20 protein-coding genes and 1 pseudogene are annotated in these 16506 nt (G+C 60.8%); 5 read left to right on the top strand and 16 right to left on the bottom strand.

Annotated features, from left to right (window positions below; genetic code table 11):
• Positions 1-12: 12 nt before the first annotated feature.
• The 3 genes from KHO41_RS37030 to KHO41_RS37040 are packed head-to-tail and all read right to left on the bottom strand — an operon-like array spanning position 13 to position 2484.
• Positions 13-324, bottom strand: coding sequence for a cupin domain-containing protein (locus KHO41_RS37030; RefSeq protein ID WP_211958200.1), 312 nt, complete (start codon positions 322-324; stop codon positions 13-15).
• A gap of 24 nt (positions 325-348) precedes the next feature.
• Entirely contained in the window at positions 349-1197 is an 849-nt protein-coding gene (locus KHO41_RS37035; RefSeq protein WP_211958201.1) for an alpha/beta fold hydrolase, read from the bottom strand.
• Between the two features lie 36 nt (positions 1198-1233).
• Positions 1234-2484, bottom strand: a complete 1251-nt coding sequence (locus KHO41_RS37040) for an MFS transporter (protein WP_244874203.1) — start codon at positions 2482-2484, stop codon at positions 1234-1236.
• Positions 2485-2555: 71 nt separating this feature from the next.
• On the opposite strand from KHO41_RS37040, the gene KHO41_RS37045 reads away from it, so the two are divergent.
• A complete protein-coding gene (locus tag KHO41_RS37045) occupies positions 2556-3122 on the top strand; it encodes a TetR/AcrR family transcriptional regulator (protein WP_211958202.1) in 567 nt (188 codons plus the stop codon).
• Positions 3123-3400: 278 nt separating this feature from the next.
• Here KHO41_RS37045 and KHO41_RS37050 read toward each other — a convergent pair whose 3' ends face one another.
• Positions 3401-3934 carry a DinB family protein gene (locus tag KHO41_RS37050; RefSeq protein ID WP_211958203.1) on the bottom strand — a complete coding sequence of 178 codons (534 nt, stop codon included), beginning with the start codon at positions 3932-3934 and terminating at the stop codon, positions 3401-3403.
• A gap of 886 nt (positions 3935-4820) precedes the next feature.
• On the opposite strand from KHO41_RS37050, the gene KHO41_RS37055 reads away from it, so the two are divergent.
• The 4 genes from KHO41_RS37055 (at position 4821) to KHO41_RS37070 (ending at position 7773) form a co-directional block, all read left to right on the top strand.
• Entirely contained in the window at positions 4821-5150 is a 330-nt protein-coding gene (locus KHO41_RS37055; RefSeq protein ID WP_211958204.1) for a hypothetical protein, read from the top strand.
• 373 nt (positions 5151-5523) lie between these two features.
• On the top strand, positions 5524-5877 hold the full coding sequence (gene hpf, locus KHO41_RS37060) for a ribosome hibernation-promoting factor, HPF/YfiA family (protein ID WP_211958205.1): 354 nt from the start codon (positions 5524-5526) through the stop codon (positions 5875-5877).
• A gap of 665 nt (positions 5878-6542) precedes the next feature.
• Positions 6543-6809: a hypothetical protein gene (locus tag KHO41_RS37065; protein WP_211958206.1), complete on the top strand. Its 267-nt coding sequence runs from the start codon at positions 6543-6545 to the stop codon at positions 6807-6809.
• A gap of 46 nt (positions 6810-6855) precedes the next feature.
• A complete protein-coding gene (locus KHO41_RS37070; RefSeq protein WP_244874205.1) occupies positions 6856-7773 on the top strand; it encodes a tyrosine-type recombinase/integrase in 918 nt (305 codons plus the stop codon).
• 105 nt (positions 7774-7878) lie between these two features.
• Here KHO41_RS37070 and KHO41_RS37075 read toward each other — a convergent pair whose 3' ends face one another.
• The 12 genes and pseudogenes from KHO41_RS37075 to KHO41_RS37130 form a co-directional block, all read right to left on the bottom strand.
• Positions 7879-8985 carry an RHS repeat domain-containing protein gene (locus tag KHO41_RS37075; protein WP_211958208.1) on the bottom strand — a complete coding sequence of 369 codons (1107 nt, stop codon included), beginning with the start codon at positions 8983-8985 and terminating at the stop codon, positions 7879-7881.
• 8 nt (positions 8986-8993) lie between these two features.
• On the bottom strand, positions 8994-9938 hold the full coding sequence (locus tag KHO41_RS37080; protein WP_211958209.1) for a hypothetical protein: 945 nt from the start codon (positions 9936-9938) through the stop codon (positions 8994-8996).
• A complete protein-coding gene (locus KHO41_RS37085) occupies positions 9935-10255 on the bottom strand; it encodes a hypothetical protein (protein WP_211958210.1) in 321 nt (106 codons plus the stop codon). The genes KHO41_RS37080 and KHO41_RS37085 overlap by 4 nt, the downstream gene beginning before the upstream one ends.
• Positions 10256-10265: 10 nt before the next feature.
• Positions 10266-10937 (bottom strand): hypothetical protein, encoded by a 672-nt coding sequence (locus tag KHO41_RS37090; protein ID WP_211958211.1) that lies wholly within the window; start codon positions 10935-10937, stop codon positions 10266-10268.
• Positions 10938-10964: 27 nt separating this feature from the next.
• A complete protein-coding gene (locus KHO41_RS37095; protein ID WP_211958212.1) occupies positions 10965-11705 on the bottom strand; it encodes a hypothetical protein in 741 nt (246 codons plus the stop codon).
• A gap of 415 nt (positions 11706-12120) precedes the next feature.
• Positions 12121-12810: a hypothetical protein gene (locus KHO41_RS37100; RefSeq protein WP_211958213.1), complete on the bottom strand. Its 690-nt coding sequence runs from the start codon at positions 12808-12810 to the stop codon at positions 12121-12123.
• A 97-nt stretch (positions 12811-12907) separates the two neighbouring features.
• Positions 12908-13507 (bottom strand): hypothetical protein, encoded by a 600-nt coding sequence (locus KHO41_RS37105; RefSeq protein WP_211958214.1) that lies wholly within the window; start codon positions 13505-13507, stop codon positions 12908-12910.
• A 40-nt stretch (positions 13508-13547) separates the two neighbouring features.
• A complete protein-coding gene (locus KHO41_RS37110) occupies positions 13548-13907 on the bottom strand; it encodes a hypothetical protein (RefSeq protein ID WP_211958215.1) in 360 nt (119 codons plus the stop codon).
• Between the two features lie 33 nt (positions 13908-13940).
• The gene (locus KHO41_RS37115; RefSeq protein ID WP_211958216.1) at positions 13941-14156 is read right to left on the bottom strand and encodes a hypothetical protein; all 216 of its coding nucleotides are present in this window, start codon (positions 14154-14156) and stop codon (positions 13941-13943) included.
• A 111-nt stretch (positions 14157-14267) separates the two neighbouring features.
• A pseudogene (locus tag KHO41_RS37120) lies at positions 14268-14529 on the bottom strand (transposase); the annotation flags it as partial.
• A 422-nt stretch (positions 14530-14951) separates the two neighbouring features.
• On the bottom strand, positions 14952-16121 hold the full coding sequence (locus KHO41_RS37125) for an IS91 family transposase (RefSeq protein WP_211958217.1): 1170 nt from the start codon (positions 16119-16121) through the stop codon (positions 14952-14954).
• 22 nt (positions 16122-16143) lie between these two features.
• Positions 16144-16506, bottom strand: a 363-nt coding sequence (locus tag KHO41_RS37130; protein WP_211958218.1) for a tyrosine-type recombinase/integrase, incomplete at its 5' end; no start/stop codon positions are given.

Consider the following 16506-nt stretch of genomic DNA (forward strand, 5'->3'; position numbering starts at 1 on the left):
GCCTCATAGTGCTCAGACCGACCCTGCTTTCTCCACGACCAATATGCGGGCGATGCTTTGGGGGAAAGCAACGTGCTCGCAACCAATTTCTGCAACGAAGATGTCCCCTTGCTTGAGAAGCACCTTGTCTTCCTCTCCATTGCTTCGATAGCGCATTTCAACTTCACCATCCACGACGACGAAAACTTCCTGTCCGTCATTGACGTGCCACTTGTACGGCTGGTCGGTCCAATGAAGTCGGACTGAAATGCCCTCCATTTGTGCAATGTCCAGTGCCCCCCACGCGCGCTCTGCACGGAATTCTCTTGATCTAACGATTTTCATTGCTCTTCCTTTTCAAAACCGGGTTCATGGACTCGCAGTCGCAAAGCGACTGATCCCAATTTCGTTGAGATATGCGATGATCGCCGAGCCAACGAGGTCCGCACGTTCCAGATGCGGATAATGCCCTGCATCTTGCACCATCAAACATTGGGATCCAAGCGTTTGCGCAAGCCACTCAGCCTCAGCAGTTGGATCCTTGAAATCCGGGTCACGCGTACCCATGACGACAAGCGCTCTCGCCAGCCCTGGACCGAGCATCCCTTCCGTCTCCAATTTGGAGAGGCTGACCATAATGCGAAGCGCGTCCATTCTGCCGCTCTCCTTCAGGTTTGCCCGCAATGCTTCCCGAGCCAAGCCATGATCTTCGGGGCGGCGCGATGAAAACAAGCTGTTCCAATAGGTCATCCAAAACCAGACCCTCCAGGGGCCAGCGAATCCGGCCTTGATTGCAAGCTTGCCAAACCAATTTGGGGGACTGTCTCGCACGATAGGACCTAGGAGCACCACTGCAGACACCTCGGCTGGCCGTTCCCTGGCTGCCCAGAGCGCTGCACCGGCGGCAAATGAATTGCCCAGGACTACAGCAGGACCCGAATCAAGGTGCTCGATGAGACGAGCAATGTCCCATCCGACGGCCTTGGCGGAATAGTCTCCCCAGATAGCGGACGTTTCTCCGAACCCTCGCACATCCATCGTCACGACGCGGTAACCGGCGCGCGTGAGGTAGGGGCTCAAAGCGCGGTACTCCGATCTGAGGTCGCCCATCCCAGGGACGGCCACAATCAGCGGTCCAGTACCTCCTTCATCGTCATAGGCAAGACGAGCATCGCCTACGCTCAGGTACTGGGTGCGAACCGGCTGCACATCAGTCATCGGCATCTCCGTGGCAGACATGAAAGTACTTTGCTTTCATCCGTGCGGCTCTGGGCGCGGCGCTATCACGACTGCGGCCAACGTGGTCAAGGAGATCAGCCCCCAGACTAGCCCCCAGGATCCCGCGCCGAGTACTACCGGGATGAGTGTCGGCGTCAAGAACGCAGCTGCAAAGATTGTCATGCCAATAAGACCAAGTGCCGTGCCCGCTCGCTCGGCCCCCGCCATAACGGCGATCTCGGTGTAAGCGACGCCGTGCCAGGCGTTTGCCGCCACGCCAATAATGCAGATCAGGACAATCACCAAAACGAGCGCCCCATCCGCAAGGAGTGCAAGACAGGCACATGCGGTGGCAGCCAGCATGCCGATTCCGCGGACAAGTGCTCGTCGGCTCATTCCTTTGTCAGAACGGCGGCCCGCGTAAATACGCGCGATCGAGCCAACCACCTGCACGACGATGATTACCCCAGCGATTGTGGCAAGGCTGGCCGCTTTATGGTCATGCAGGAACACGCCCCCAAAGGTCAGCACGGCAAGCTGCGGCGCGGTCAGCAACGCGCTTGCGATTGCGACGCGCCACATATCAAGCCGTGCCAAGGGGGACTGTCCTAAAGAAAATTGGACGCACGAGCCAGGCCCGCGCGCTTGACCTGGCTCGTGTAGCCATCGCCATGCCAAGAGTGCACTGGCAAAGCACAAGAGCGAGGGAACACCGAATACGGCTCGGAATCCATAACGAGTGGACAACCACGGCAACAACGCGGCGCCGATGGCCCCGCCCACCGGCACCGCTGTCTGCCGGATGCTCATCGCCAGTCCGCGCCTGCCGTCATTGAACCAGCCCATCACCGCACGCCCCGAGGACGAATTGACGCTCCCACCCATCACCCCGACCAACACCAGACCTCCCCCAAGAACCAGATAGTGAGGGATGTGGCCGTCATGAGGCACCACACACAAAGCCAGGACCATCAGCGCCGCACCTGTCAACGTCAGCCCTGCCAGCAAGATCCTTCTGTCGCCCCACAGGTCGGTCAGCATACCCCACAGCAACTCCGAGAACGTGATGCCGAGATACATGCAACCCATCACGAATCCAAGTTGCGCTGTATTCATCTGATAGACGCCCCGCATCAGCACGCCGGTAACAGGTAAGCCGGCGAATGCCGCTGCAAAGCTGGCTTGTGCCACCGCACCTATCGCCAAGATGATCCATCGGTGATTTGGGTTTAGAGCAGGCGGCTGTGCAAGTGCTCTTTTCGGCGCAAACAATTTATTCATAACCATGCGAGAACTCATTCTGTACCAACTAGTATGGACAGAGTCTACAAGAACATAACAGTTGGTACAATACGTACATGACGACTTCGCTTGAACAACTGATTGAAAGTGCCCAAGCACTGCTTTGGGAGCGCGGCTATGTGGGCATGAGCCCCCGCGCAATTCAGGACCGTGCCGGGGTGGGCCAGGGCAGCATGTATCACCACTTCCGCTCAAAGGCCGCGCTTGCCCAAGCTGCCGAGGAGCGCTCTGCGGCCGAATTGATTGATGAGGTAGGACATCTTCTCGACGGCCCCGGAGATCCTTTGGAGCGGATCCTCGCCTATCTCAGGCTTGAGCGTGACATCCTCAAAGGTTGTCGAATCGGCCGCCTAACCTACGATCCCGAAATCGTCGCAGACGACGCCCTTCGAAAACCTCTCGAAGACGCGTTCACCTGGATCACCGCACGCCTTGCAGCCCTCCTCGCGCAAGCGCAGGCAAGCGGGAGTCTGCCCTCCAACATGGACGCTGACGTATTGGCGACGACAGTAGTTGCGGTTCGGCAAGGTGGCTATGTCCTCGCCCGGGCCGCCAATTCGCCCGAGCCCTATGCGAAAGCTGTTCAGGGCCTGATTATTTTGCTCTCAGGCAACCCAAAATAGGATTGTCGGGCCAACGCCTCAAGCGGGTTATCTGCGGTGTGATGACGACCACAGCGAAGTCTTGCTAGTGCATAGCCATGGAAAGACATAACCGAGCGGCATCGATTGCGCTGCCGCTGGCCATCGCAACACGTCAAAATTGTGCCGCTCCAATCTTCGCGGCTTCAGAAATATCCCTGAGGCATCCGAGGCTAACCTTGAATTTCTTCAAATGCCTGAGTCGGATCGCGCAAACAGTTGACGTGGGGATTAACAACTTTTGAATAGATAGACCTCGATTAATCTTCCTCCGGTGTCAACGCCAGCAGATCAGTCACTCCGATATCGATGCCTACCTGATACAACAAATTACTCACCTGCCCTCGATGATGTGTCTGATGATTAAAGAAATGAAGTAATAGCGAAGCCAACTTACGGGAGCTTTCGATACCCCTCATGTTCTTGTATCTTACGATGCTAACGAGATCATCTTCGCCGATACCGTCCACCCAAGTTGAGATCAAATGATCAAGATTCTTCCGGTACTGGGTGAGACCCTGAAATCCTTCAAACAGAGTCTGATCAAGCCGCTCAGGTTGTAGAATTCTATCCAATGGCTCCAGGGTCGCGCAGAAGGGAAAGTTTGACCTGAAACGCTTCAACCAAATGGTATCAGCTACAGCGATATGATTCAGTGTCCCAATAATTGACCCAAAAAAAGCCCTACGATTCTCCCAAAGCTCCTCATTCGTTAGGCTTTCACATGCCTCATAGAGCTTTTCATTCATCCAAGAATTATATTCTGCGAGCAGTTTCCAACTTTCTCTTTTCAATGTCCCTCCTTCGTCTACGATCGGGTAAGAAATTTCCTTAATACGATATCAAAATCCCCATCCTATATCCATATGCCGCCACAGAATCGCGCGCCACGACTCCCCACCTGATGGGAAATTCACGTATTGCAAAAATCCACGCATTGATTGAACCAAGACTCCGTGGCCTGCGTCCCGCAGCTAGTGGCTCCCTATGCTCGGGGGAAACTGTATGGCGTTGTTGCACAAATCGGCCCACTGGAAGGTTGGGGGCATCCTGACGATTACGCACAACAGTCGGAGCGGTGCCACTGTTAATACTTCGGGCTCCTGCTTAGATTCTCCGCTGTTGCCGGGACAGCGCGAGCCCACGCACACCCGCTGCGATGCAGCAGTTTTCTCGTTGGCTCCTGCCAACCAACGAAAGCGATGTTCAGTTGATGCTTTCAAGATCATTGGCGGTGGTGGCGCAAAGCGACTTCGTGATCTCAGAGCGAACTGAAGCGTTCTGGGCAGAGTATCGGCGCGACCGCAAGTTGCTCTCAGGCAATTTTGCAAGAGGCCAGGCAGTCCCGCAGTGCGCCAGGTCCTTGCTTGGCGGGACCGTGCGAAGTTCCCATTCGAGCCGTTGAGCACACGAGAGGGGTACAGAATCCCCGACGCGTGCCGACTACGAGTCTACATCTCCGCTTCATTCTGTCGGGAAGCTTGCGCGACTGACTTCGGCTGGGCAACGGTAGCTTGACCGTATACGTCACCTGCAGGCCTGGCGCTGAACGGAATCCAAACCACACAACAGCCCATCGTGAAACGTTGCGAGAGGCATGTCCTCCTACCAGAGTAGGGGTTCGGCTCCCAGCGCGAGTGCCGATTGCGATGTCATGATTCCAACTTGATCGTGTCAACCATGATGGACAACGACGAGCACAATGCCTTCGAGTCGTTCTTTGACGATCACATGCGATTCATCAACTTCGTTGGACGGCTCGGCGCTCGTGGCTGGGTTCGTCAGAGCGAACTCGGTGGCGCGGACAAGTCCGTCTTCAGAGACTTCACCCAAGATGGATACGCTCAGCTTTGCAGCAGACATCAGTGCGAGTCGATTGCGCACCTGGGCGTCTGCTGGCTGACATTTCATGAGGACGATAACTCTGACTACGTCTTCTTCTCACGAGCCATCTTCCCCGAATATGCGGATCTGCTCCGCGAACTTCGAAAGGCGCAGGTGATTCTTTGACAGGAGGCGCGTCAAGCCCCGTCCTTCAGGGAGGCTACGCCGGCGAAACACCTTTGCATGCCAAGAACGACAACGCCGACCATACCAGAAATGCCCCGCTGGCTACGCCCTTAGCTTTACCCACAAGTTATGGGCCGAATCCATCGTATCGCCTGATGCAGCGACGGAATCGTGTCCGGCGGCCGGGTGGTTCGCGCCCGGAGCGATTGATTCCAAAGCCCTTATCTCTGGATTTTTACCCCTACAAAAGCAGGGTATGAATTTCATTGGTTGGCAGGTGCACAATGAACCAAAGTTCCTCTAAGACGATGCCTCATCCGACGACCGGTTTGCACTGTCCGCCACATGCAAGCCAATTTATGGGAGAACTGCCTTGAACTTTAAAATTCGTGGCCATCACCTGGATATCACGCCACCGCTGCATCAGTATGTGGTAGACAAACTGTCCCGCGTCGTCCGGCACTTCGACCAAGTGATCGACGTCACAGTGTTGTTGAGTGTAGATAACCAGAAAGAAAAGGATCGCAGGCAATACGCTGAGGTCAATGTCCGTGTGAAGGGCAAGGATATCTTCGTCCAGGCACACCATCAGGATCTGTACGCGGCAATCGACGAATTGACTGATAAGCTCGACCGATCGGTCGTGCGTCACAAAGACCGTCTGCAAAACCATGGCCGAGTCATACCTAAGCACTCCGTGGCATTGACGGCGGAGGCGCCGGAGTAGCTGGCCAGCAGCTGTCACGTCCATTGGGTTTCGAGCAGGGCGCTGCCCTGCCTCTTTGGGCGCGCCAGCAGGTCGCACCTACTGGGGGGCGACCTCACGCCGGCAAAGACATCAGGACATCTGGGGGAGCCTCAAAGCGGGGCGGCGCGCGGTGGGTCTTTCTCATCCCGACCTAGGTGGGAATTGCTGCAGTCGCCACCAATCAGCAAGATGGTAGTTCACACTGTCGTAGTCACCGGCGAAGGCTCGCTCGATCTCCGCCCAGGAATGCAGATGAAATAATCTAGGCGCTTGCCAGGCTGTTCGCATATGCCGCAGTCGTGGCGTTAATGCTCGCCACCCATTCATATGCGGTGGATTCTGACCGGGCGTCGGAACACTTCGATGTCTCGGCGCGCAATGCCGCTACCAAAGGGACCTAACCTTTTCTTCGATCGAGAGGGATCGCGAGATGGGCTTGTTGTAGGCCATGTCCCGCCCCCCAACTCTGTTCGGCTTCCGGATCGAAAAGACCGCACGACGCGGCCGAAGGTATCGCTCAGTGAAGCAGGAAGTCAGCTTTGTTCAAGCGTGAACAAGAACGAGCAAGTCTGACAGGACGGATGTCATCCCGCGCCCGGTTCCCGATCGAAGTTTGGATAGTGCAACACAAAGGCCAGCGGGTTTTGGCCAAGATGCCTGAGTCGCGCCACTCGGCCGCCACACACTCGGCCGCCACCCAGTCGCGCAACAGCGTCAGCAGGCGCGGCGTCTGTGGCGGCAACTCGTCCAGCGTGCGCCCCAGCACCTCGTGGGCAACGGTGCTGGACGGCAGCTCTACCCGCGATATGCGCGGATGCGTGCGTGTGTCGCGGCCCGACGTGACCGGCATGGACGCCCCCTCTTCTGACCTGCCTTTTGCAGGCGACATCCGCCTCGGCGAGGCGGCATAGGTGTGCGGGAAGCCAAATTCAGTATATAACTGAGGTCATGGTTGATATGGACGAACTCTGGCTATCGAACCCCACCCTCGCCTACCGTGACTGGCAGGCCCGCGAAGCCGCCGGTGCAGACAGGCGCCCTTTCTCGGCCCGCTCCATCGTCCAGCACCAGGCAATGTTCGAGCACTTCCGACGGCACCTCGTGGCCAGGGGCACGACTGTTGCGAACTTCGGCGCCGACGATATCGAGGCGTTCTGGCGAACGGCCAACGCGCGGGACCACACGCAGACCACCCGTGTGCGCTACGTGAAGCTTCTGGATCGGCTGTGCCGACAGCTCGTCTTCGCCGGTGTGCGCCGGGACAATCCGGCGGCAAGCCTTCTCGCTGCCGTTCGCTGGCCGGACGGTGAGCCCGAGCCGCAATACCTCGACGCCGCTGTCGATCGGCAGCTGCAGGCGTATCTACGCGCACCTGCCGAGGACCTGACCATCTTGCGTAGTCGCGCCATTGTGGCCACGTTTCTCGCAACCGGCGTCACCGCGGCGGAGGCGCGGTCGGCCCGCGTGGGGGATCTCCACCCCGATGGGTCTCCGCCCTACCTCTTCGTACGGGCGCACGGGCCGCGTGACGCGCGCACTGTCCATCTTGCAGCCTTTGCGGTGCCGCTCTTGCGCGAATGGCTGGCGAGGCGCCAGACGCTGCCGATCCACGGCGACTTGCTCTTCACCCTGCTGCCGGACGGACGGCCGATCACCGACATGAGCTTTGGCCGTCTTGTGACAGCCGCGCTGGAAGCCATCGGCCAGACGAACGTCGAGATGAGTCCGCGCACGCTACGCAATACGTTCTGCCGCCGGCAACTGCTAGCCGGCCGCGCGCGCGACGACGTGAGTCACATGCTTGGGCTCACCAGCAATCGGACCTGTGACCGAATCGCTGCCACTATCGCCGATAGACAGGCGCAGCGCCTGTGACGAAAGGCGCAGAGCGACCGGGAGCGACCCGACGCCGAACACAACAGAGTCTTCCTCGCCGCAATGGCCCACGTGGGGTGCGCCTGCCTATTTGACCTGGCTACGTCAGTGCAAGCGGTAGTCGATCTCCTGCGTCTGATTGCCCTGAGTCAGCTTGACATGCGTGATCGAGATGCCGGGGTTGTCGGGGTCCTTACGGTACTCGAAGGTTGCAACCGGGCGGTTGCGCGGGGCCGACAATATCACCCGGCTCTTGTCGTCGTACGCCATCCGACTCCTGGAGTCATCGATATAGATAATGGCCGTCATGTTGTCGCGTTCGTCATATTCGAAGCCATACGCGTTCCCCTTGGGATTGGACTCGCGCACCAGCCGCCCTTTCGCGTCGTACTGGAATCGGATCATCCCGCCCTTTTCGTCCCGAACGGAAGCTACAAGCCCCGTAGCGGGATCGTTCGTTGTCGTCATGGCATCGCCAGCCTGGCCGTCTACGCGGATGCACACGCCGTTGAGCGTATAGGTTTCCCGGGAGATACCGCAGCCTTGCGGATAGATGCGGATCAGGTTGTTACCCTGGCGCACGATGCGGCTCTTCTCGCGGCAGGCATCGCCCTCGAACGTGCCTTGGGCAACAAACACCGCGCCGTCGGGAATCACCGGCGCCATCGATGGATAAGCCGGATCGCGTAACGCGCTCTCACTGATCGGCGTCAGTTCGCCTCGCTTCACCGCATCTTTGTAGAAGTCCGTTTTGATAAGCTCCTTTCGCTGGGAAAGCCCGAGGAGTTGGGAGCTGTATTCGTACACGATATCGCTGCGGCGCTTCTCCATTTCCTTGCTGCGCTCGCTGCCAGGCCCACCAGGCAACACGGCGTACTTCGTGGCAGCACCCTCGCCGTTCTCCGCTAGGGTGAGGCCGAGATCCCCATAATCCCTGAGCGTAATCCGGGTATCCATCACTGTTGACCAGCCGAGGCCGTAAGCGCTCTGATGGTCGGAGAAGGAATTGTAGACACGGCGGAAGGGCTCGCCCGCGGGATCGTCCGCGTCCCGCAGCGTGCTGAAGGTGGTGGAGTAATTGCCGTTGCGGACATTCACGCCGTTGACGACGACGAAGCTGCCCGCGGGCACGTCAATCACGCGCGGTCCCGCGGCCTGCGCCGTGCCGAGCAGCGCGAAGGACAAGCAGGCAAGAAAAGAAGGTCTGAACATGATCGGATTCATCTGGTAATAGATAACAAATTGGATCGACCCGCAACCCGCGACGGACGCGGGGACAACGCGAGCAATAATAGAGGCCACTCCAGCCATGCGTGGAAGCCCGCCGCCACGCCATACAACTGGCGCGCGCCACCAAAGCGCTGCACGAAATAGATAACCAGGCCAGCGGTCAGCAGCAAGGTGCAGGCGCACAGCCAGTGCGGCACCGGTGCATGGCCGGTGCGCTGCCCCTCGGCTCGGGGCAGCACCTTCAGCACGTAGTAGTAGTGCAGGCACTGGGCCAGCACCGCCGCGCTGAGCCATGCGGCGCGCGACGCGTTGCCGGCGGCAACGGAAGGACCTGGCACCTGCCCGTCCAGCCAGCCCAGGCCCCACCCGGACAACGGCGCTGGCCACCAGCCCACGGCGCCCAGCGCAAGCAGCCCAAGCGGCAGCAGGAAAGCCAGGCTTGCCACCTGGGCCTGCGGGCGGTAGCGCGGGGCGTCGCGGGCCATGTCCCAGGCAAAGGCCACTGGCGTGAAGTTGTGCAGCAGCGCCAGCCCCAGCAGCACGTCACCGATGCGCCCCCATTCCAGCGCGGCCCACACCGCGCCGGCAGCCAGCAGCGCCGCCAACCGCGTTGACCAACTCGCGCCCTTGGGCACCGCAGCCGCCACCAGCATCAACACCGCGAGGGCCAGCAAGTCCAGCACCTGCTGGGCTTCCGGCGACACCGCGCCCAGCCAGGCCAGAGCCCGCAGCGCTGCGTGCGTCAGCAACACCAGTATCAACACCCCCCACCAGCCCACAGGCCAGCGGGCGGCATAGCGGCTGCGCAGAAAACCCAACTCCCAGATGACGTGAGGCAGCCCGAACACCGCCAGCGCGCACACATACAGCGGCCCTGGCGCCAGCGCCGCCAGCACCGTGACCAGCGCGACGAAGCCACCCAGCGAGCGGTTCACCACAGCAACCACCCCGCCATGAAAGACCCCAGATTGGCCACCGCCGATACTGCCAGTGCCGGCCGCCATGATCCTGTAACTCCCAGCCGCAGCACCCATGCCTCCACCAGCACCACACTCAATTCGATCGTCCACAGCCCCTGCGTGTATTCGTGCGGCGACAAGTAGCTGACCGCCCGCCATGCTACCGGGTGGCTCAGCCCCGTGGCCAGCAGGCCGAACAGACACACGCGTCCCACGCCCCGGCGCCACAGGAAAGCCAACAGCAGCGGCAGTTCCACCAGCCAGGACAGCGCCATCGCCTGCCATTGCGACACACCAAGTCCCTTATTGCCGCAGTTTGTCCAGCCAGCTAGCCGGACTGAACAGGCGCTCGAACGCCGGCGGCGACCCGCAAACCATGACCTGCCGCAGCGCCTCCCGAGACCCCATGTAATAGAAACGCTCGCTCTGCCACTCGTTTGTGCAGACGCCCGGATATTGCTCCGGCTTTCCGTCCACCCGCATCTCCACGGCACAGGCATCCCCGACGGCCTTGCCTTGGCAGAAACGGTCCGTAAGCGGCTGCGCCGGAGGCTTGCAGCCATAGGGCAGCGAGGGCGCGGGCTCGGAGGGATCGTTGCGCTGCACCCAGTCGATGTATGGCTTGCACAACGCGGGGCTAGCCACGAACCCGCCAAGCGGCACGCCGCTATTGATCTCCACGCGCGCGGTGCGGGTGCAGGCACGCTCGATTTCGCCCCGGAGATTGACCGACGACCGGCACACGCCCGGCCCGCCACCTTGCAGCGGGTTGCCCGGCAGTTCGCAGGTAGCGTCCAATTTCTTGCCGCGGCAGAACTGGTCTGCCTGATCGTAGGTCTGCGGGTTATCGCGCAAGCGCGTCCACGCATCCCGGATGTGGGGCGGCGTCACGTCGGCATGCGCCGTGGCGAATGCCAGCACGCCCCACGCCAGCATCCACACCAGCCCACGCCCCATGCTCAACGTCTTCTGCATCTTCATCACCTTGCAGCCGGCCTCCGCTCAGCACGCCGGCACGGGCCGCGCATCCACCTTGAAGCGGTAGGTCTTGGGGGCCGAAAACAGGCCCGCCGGCACCGTCTGGAGCTCGATCACCCCACTGCTCACCGATCGCCCGGCTTCCAGGAACAACCCGACCCTGGGGTCGTCGCCATGCGGCATCGCCAGTTGTTCCACGCGGACCAACGAAAAGGAGGTCTGATCGCCCGACGTCATGCGCCAGCCGTCACCCACCTGTCCAGGCACGCTCAACCACAAGGTGTTGTGGTCGGCATCGACGACAAAACTGGGCGCTCCGCCGCTGCCGGCAACTTCCAGCCGCTGAGGCTCCCCCACAGGCTGCTCGTGCGGATAGATCATGCCCAACACCACCGTGTAGCGCTCGCCGGCAGGCGCGGTCAGGCGCAATTCGGCCTTGCCGTAGCTGGCGGCGTGCACATAGACCCACTGCCGCGCGGGCGACCCTTCCGCCGCGGGATAGCCCAAGCGCTCAACCGTCTCCCGATTCAATACCTCCAGCGGAGCGCTCATGCCTTGCCGGATCACTCGGACGCTCGCGACGGTCCCCGTGGGAGCCGGATAGGCATAGACCGCCCCGACGGGCATACGTTGCTCCAGAGGCGTCGGCTGGGCCGCCAACTCAGCCAGCGGCGGCTGGAAGCGCGGCACCGGGCGCTCTTCTGTGCGGCGCGGGTCGATGCAAGCCAGGGCGCTGACCTGCCCCAGGACCAGCAGTCCGGCCATAGGCCATTGCATTCGATGGCGGAACATCATGGGCATCCCTTCCCACTCGCGCATTTATTTTGAAGTGGTGTTGGCGGGTTTGGTAGGTCCGGTGGCGTCCCGAAGCTTCCCGCCATTTCTTACATACTCTTGCTTCCTGGCCTCTTCATCCTTTCGTGTCTGCTCCGAGGCCTTTTCAACATCCCGGCATCTCTTCTCGTTAAGGGAACCGAAGCATCCCTGAGCACCAGCCCCCGTCGCACCCAGCAAAAAAATACAGCCCAGGAAAACGTGCGACAGATTCTTGATGGTTAACAGAAGCCGCGCTTCAGATTTGAATCCGTGCATGATTGCTCCCTCTAATGTCGAGGAAATTCTATTCGTACGATCTGCATACCTGTCCATCCCCCTAAAAGAGGGGAAAAAATGAGGCGGTTCAGCAGCCAGCGGCGCTATGCACTTGCCTGGCGCTGTCATTCCGTTGTTCCGGCGGTCCGTTGAAAGCGAGTTCCCAGAGCACGCCATGGATGACCTGCCCTAGCGTTGGCGCGGCGACCAGCACTGGCGCTGCGGCGCCATGATCGCCAGCACCTGTGTCGACCGAGACCACCGGATTGAACCGCAGCGGAATGTTCAAAAGGTCGGTCACCGGCATGAACATGATGGACCACGGAATCCGGTTGCCTTTCTCGAACTCGACGACAGCACCGCGCCGTACGTCGTCGCGCAGTTCGTAGCCGACGGCACGAAGCCACAACTGGTGGGATTCGACCAACGCGCCGGTAGCGGCATCCCGTTCGGCGGTGAAGTAGAGTTCAAGGTATTCGATTCCGTCCGGATTGTATTCCCCGGTGTATGGCACGGCAGTGCCATCCTTTGCCTCGGCGAGGAATGCAGCGGCATGCAGCCTGGCGAATACGTCAAGCAGGATAGGATTCGCCTCGAGCAATGAGAAAGTATCTCGCACGCAGACTTCCCCGTCGAAGTGCACAGGCTCCCAAAGATAGGCCACGGCATGGCGCGTCACGTCCATGGTCCCGAGCACACCAGTGGCTTCGCCCTGGGCGCCCTGAGTGCGGTATGCCAGCGCGCCGCCCGCAGTGAAGGCAAGCTCCGTCGCCATCATTGCGAGCGACGGGCCAACATGACCAGGGGATCGAAGTCGCCAGGCATGCTGAGGCGTCGTGCCTTTAGCGCTATGGCAAGGAGGAGCCGGGGCTTCATCATCGGTTGCCTCGTGTCGCGGGAGAGTCGGTGGTTCGGATCAGCGCTGCCTGGTGAGCGAGGTTCGCCTGGTTGCCGAGCACGGCATCCAATTCCTCTCCGAGCATGAGGCGGATGTTGTGGTGGTTCCCCGTTGTGAGCTGAAGCACTACCGTCCCATTGCGCACGATCACATTGATGGTCGGGTAGCCACTGAGCGTGTCTGAGTCCACCGGCAGGATCACACCGCTGACCAGCCGCTTTCCGTCGATCGACAGAACGAAGCAGTGGTCGCCTAAGACAGCGCGGCTTGTCTCCACGGGGAATCGTTCAGCATCGAGCGCCCACAACGCGGGGGCGGCATCCCAGGCAATGACGTCAGCCTCCGACAAGGTGGCAACAGGCGTCAGCGGCTCTTCAGACGCGTTGGTCACGCGATCACATTGACTCCCGTCTGCGACACCCTGGGGGTCGAAGACCGCCAGTTGAAGACGGCGCGGATGCATCAATGGGGCGGCAGATGCGAGCGAGGCCAGCCCGACACACGCCACAAGCAACGTAGCAACCTGAAGGGCGACGTGACGAATACCGGCCACCGGGCGAGCGCGACAATGTTTCATATGCCTTCCGTAAGCATGGGGCGCATCTCCCGCATAACCGCTATTGCGAAACGGCGGGTGAAGCTGACGCCTTAGCTGCCGCATCCGCTCGTGCAAGTGCCTCGGCCTCAGCCTGCTTCTCGGCCTTGCGGCGCGCGGCCACCTGCTCCGGGTCCGGGCGCGCGTATTGGTTGTTGACCACCGCGTAGCAATCGACCTGCTTTTGGTGGGCTTCCCGCCCACACGCGTCACCCGCCTTGCCTGCATGGCCGTCGCGACACGCTTTCAACACGGCTTGCGCAAACGCGTCGCATCGCTGGAATTCGTCCGAGGTGGGCGATGCCATGACTGCTGTACCGCCGAGCAACGCGCTGCCGCACAGCAAGGCTGTTGCCAATCTACGAACTACCGGTCGTTCCATCGCCACTCCAGTTACGCACTGCGCTTGATCCCGTCACTTGCCGGTCCGATGCTCGAAAATCAATCGGCACAGCGTCACATTCTGCGGCCCTTGCGATAAGGGATCGACATCCCAATCGATCGCTTCGAGTTGCGCGGCCTCGTTAAGCCGCGCGGCGATTCGCGTCGTGCTCCCGCCCTCTCCAGCGGGCAGGCGGAGTTCGACCCAGCCGTCAGCCGGCAGAGGAACGTCGTGCCCACCCAGCGTCACAGTCCAGTTCCATCCGAGCTGATTGTCATTGAAAATCCACCGGCGCTAAGTGTAAAACTTGTTGGCCCACCAAGCGACTGAGAAGCAAATAGCCTCCTGCATTTAGAGTGGCTAACAACACTGCTCAACGAATCGTGAGCTGATGACCGCGCAGGCGAGCGTGAGCAGAGCGATATGGATATCGAGACACCGTTCGAAATGAATGCGCAGCTTGCCAAAGGCGGCAAGCCAGGCATGCGTACGCTCTACAACCCAGCGATGCTTGCCGAGGCGGTCGCTTTTTGTCGATGCCACGGCGTGCGATTCGTGGCTGAATGCCGCGCTTGCGCAAATGCCAACGACACCGAGCGAAGTCATATCCCTTGTCGACATGGTTCTGTTAGCTGCTCTAAGACCTCTCAAGTCGCAATTGTCGCCCGTTTAGAGAGCCTCCCAGACTGGCCGCTTGTGTTAAGGATTGTTTGATGCCTGCCCTCGACTGCAAGACAGTGAGCGGCGGTGGCGCCTGTGGGCAGGCGTCGAACAATCCTCGGGGGAGGAAACCGCGGGATGCAGCGATGTGGTTCGCCGGGCTATGGCGATTCAAGCGTTTGCTCGGTCAGCAATGCCAAGGGATGTCGCAGGAAGCGAGGCGTGAAGCGGACGGAGGCATGACGCGAGGTGGTGGTTGGTCAGAATCCTTGGGACGCTGCGAGCATTTAATGAGGCGGCGTGAGACAGCGAGCACGACTGTCCGCTTTCGGCTCCGGTCTCCGAAGAGCCGACGATCGAGTTTGATGCGTAGGACGTGTGGGCTCATGCGATGACTCGCTTCGGTGGTGGTCCGCGGATACAGGTACTGCGCGGAATGACCTCAATGATGAGCATCGGTGCGCCACAGTGCCGGCAGATGAAGGGTGTGGGCATCGCGAGGTCGGTGTCGTCAGGTGGAGCGGTGACTGCGGGCGCAGCATCCAAGAGCTCACGCGCCCTGGTCAGGTTTGCCCGGCGCACCGGGTTGGCAAGCAACCCATAGTGCCGAATGCGGTGGAAGCCGTGCGGCAGCACGTGCAACAGGAAGCGCCGCATGAACTCACTGGCATCGAGCGTCATGGTCTTGTAGCGGGTGCGGCCCTTGGCACGATAATCCTTCCAGCGGAAGGTCACGCCACGCTCGTCCAGGGCGAGCAGGCGCTGGTTGGAGATCGCCACGCGGTGGGTGTAGCGCGATAGGTAAGCTAGCACCGCCTCGGGTCCGGCGAACGGTCGCTTGGCATACACGACCCATTCGGAGGTGCGAAGCGGCGCAAGCCACTGCGCAAAGGCAGCCGGATCGGCGAGCGTGGCGTAGTCGCCGAAGAACTGCAACTGCCCCTGGTCATGCGCAGCCTGGAGAGCCTCGAGGAAGCGGCGTCGGAACAGGCGGGAGAGCACGCGCACCGGCAGGAAGAAGCCGCGGCGGCAAGCCACCCAGCGTTCGCCGTCCAGTGACAGGCCGCCGCCGGGGACGATGCCGTGCACGTGGGGATGATGTGTGAGTGCGGATCCCCAGGTGTGCAGGACCAGGGTGGCGCCAATCTGCGCGCCGAGGTGCTTCGGGTCGGCGGCGATGGTCCGCAGGGTGTCGGCGGCGACATCGAACAACAGGCCGTAGATCACGGCCTTGTTGTACCAGGCAATGGCGCCGATGGGTCCTGGCAGCGTGAACACGACGTGGTAGTACTCCACGGGGAGCAGATCCTCACTGCGCGCTTCGAGCCAGCGACGTGCCGCGCTGGCCTGACACTTGGGGCAATGCCGGTTGCGGCAGGAGTTATAGGACACCTCGAGCTTGGCGCAGCCGGAACAGCGCAGCACATGCCCTCCCAGTGCCCCGGTGCGGCACTGTTCGATGGCGGACATGACCTGCAACTGCCCAAGGCTCAAGCGGGCAGTCTGTCGCCAGGCCGGCCCGTGGAGGCGGAAGATATCCGCGACCTCGAGCACAACGAGCTCGGCGGCGGGACCTCTAGTCGGAACGCAGGTTCTCGAGCGGGCTGACGACCTCGCGCAGCAGATCGGTCGCGACTTGGGCATAGAGCGCTGTCGTCTCCAGCTTCTTATGCCCAAGCAGGACTTGAATGACGCGAATATCGACCTTCTGTTCGAGCAGGTGGGTGGCGAAGCTGTGTCGCAGCGTATGCATGGATACGTGCTTCTCAATCTGTGCATCCTGGGCAGCGGCATGGATGGCGCGATTGAGTTGCCGGGGGCTGAGCGACTCGATGGGGTTGAGGCCCGGGAACAACCAGCCACCGTCGAGCATCTTGCCCTGGGCATGGGCAACTCGCCACCAAACGCGCAGGCGTTCGAGCAGCACGGGAGAGAGCAT

It is taken from the genome of Cupriavidus numazuensis (assembly GCF_905397435.1).
In the GTDB taxonomy this organism is placed as follows: domain Bacteria; phylum Pseudomonadota; class Gammaproteobacteria; order Burkholderiales; family Burkholderiaceae; genus Cupriavidus; species Cupriavidus numazuensis.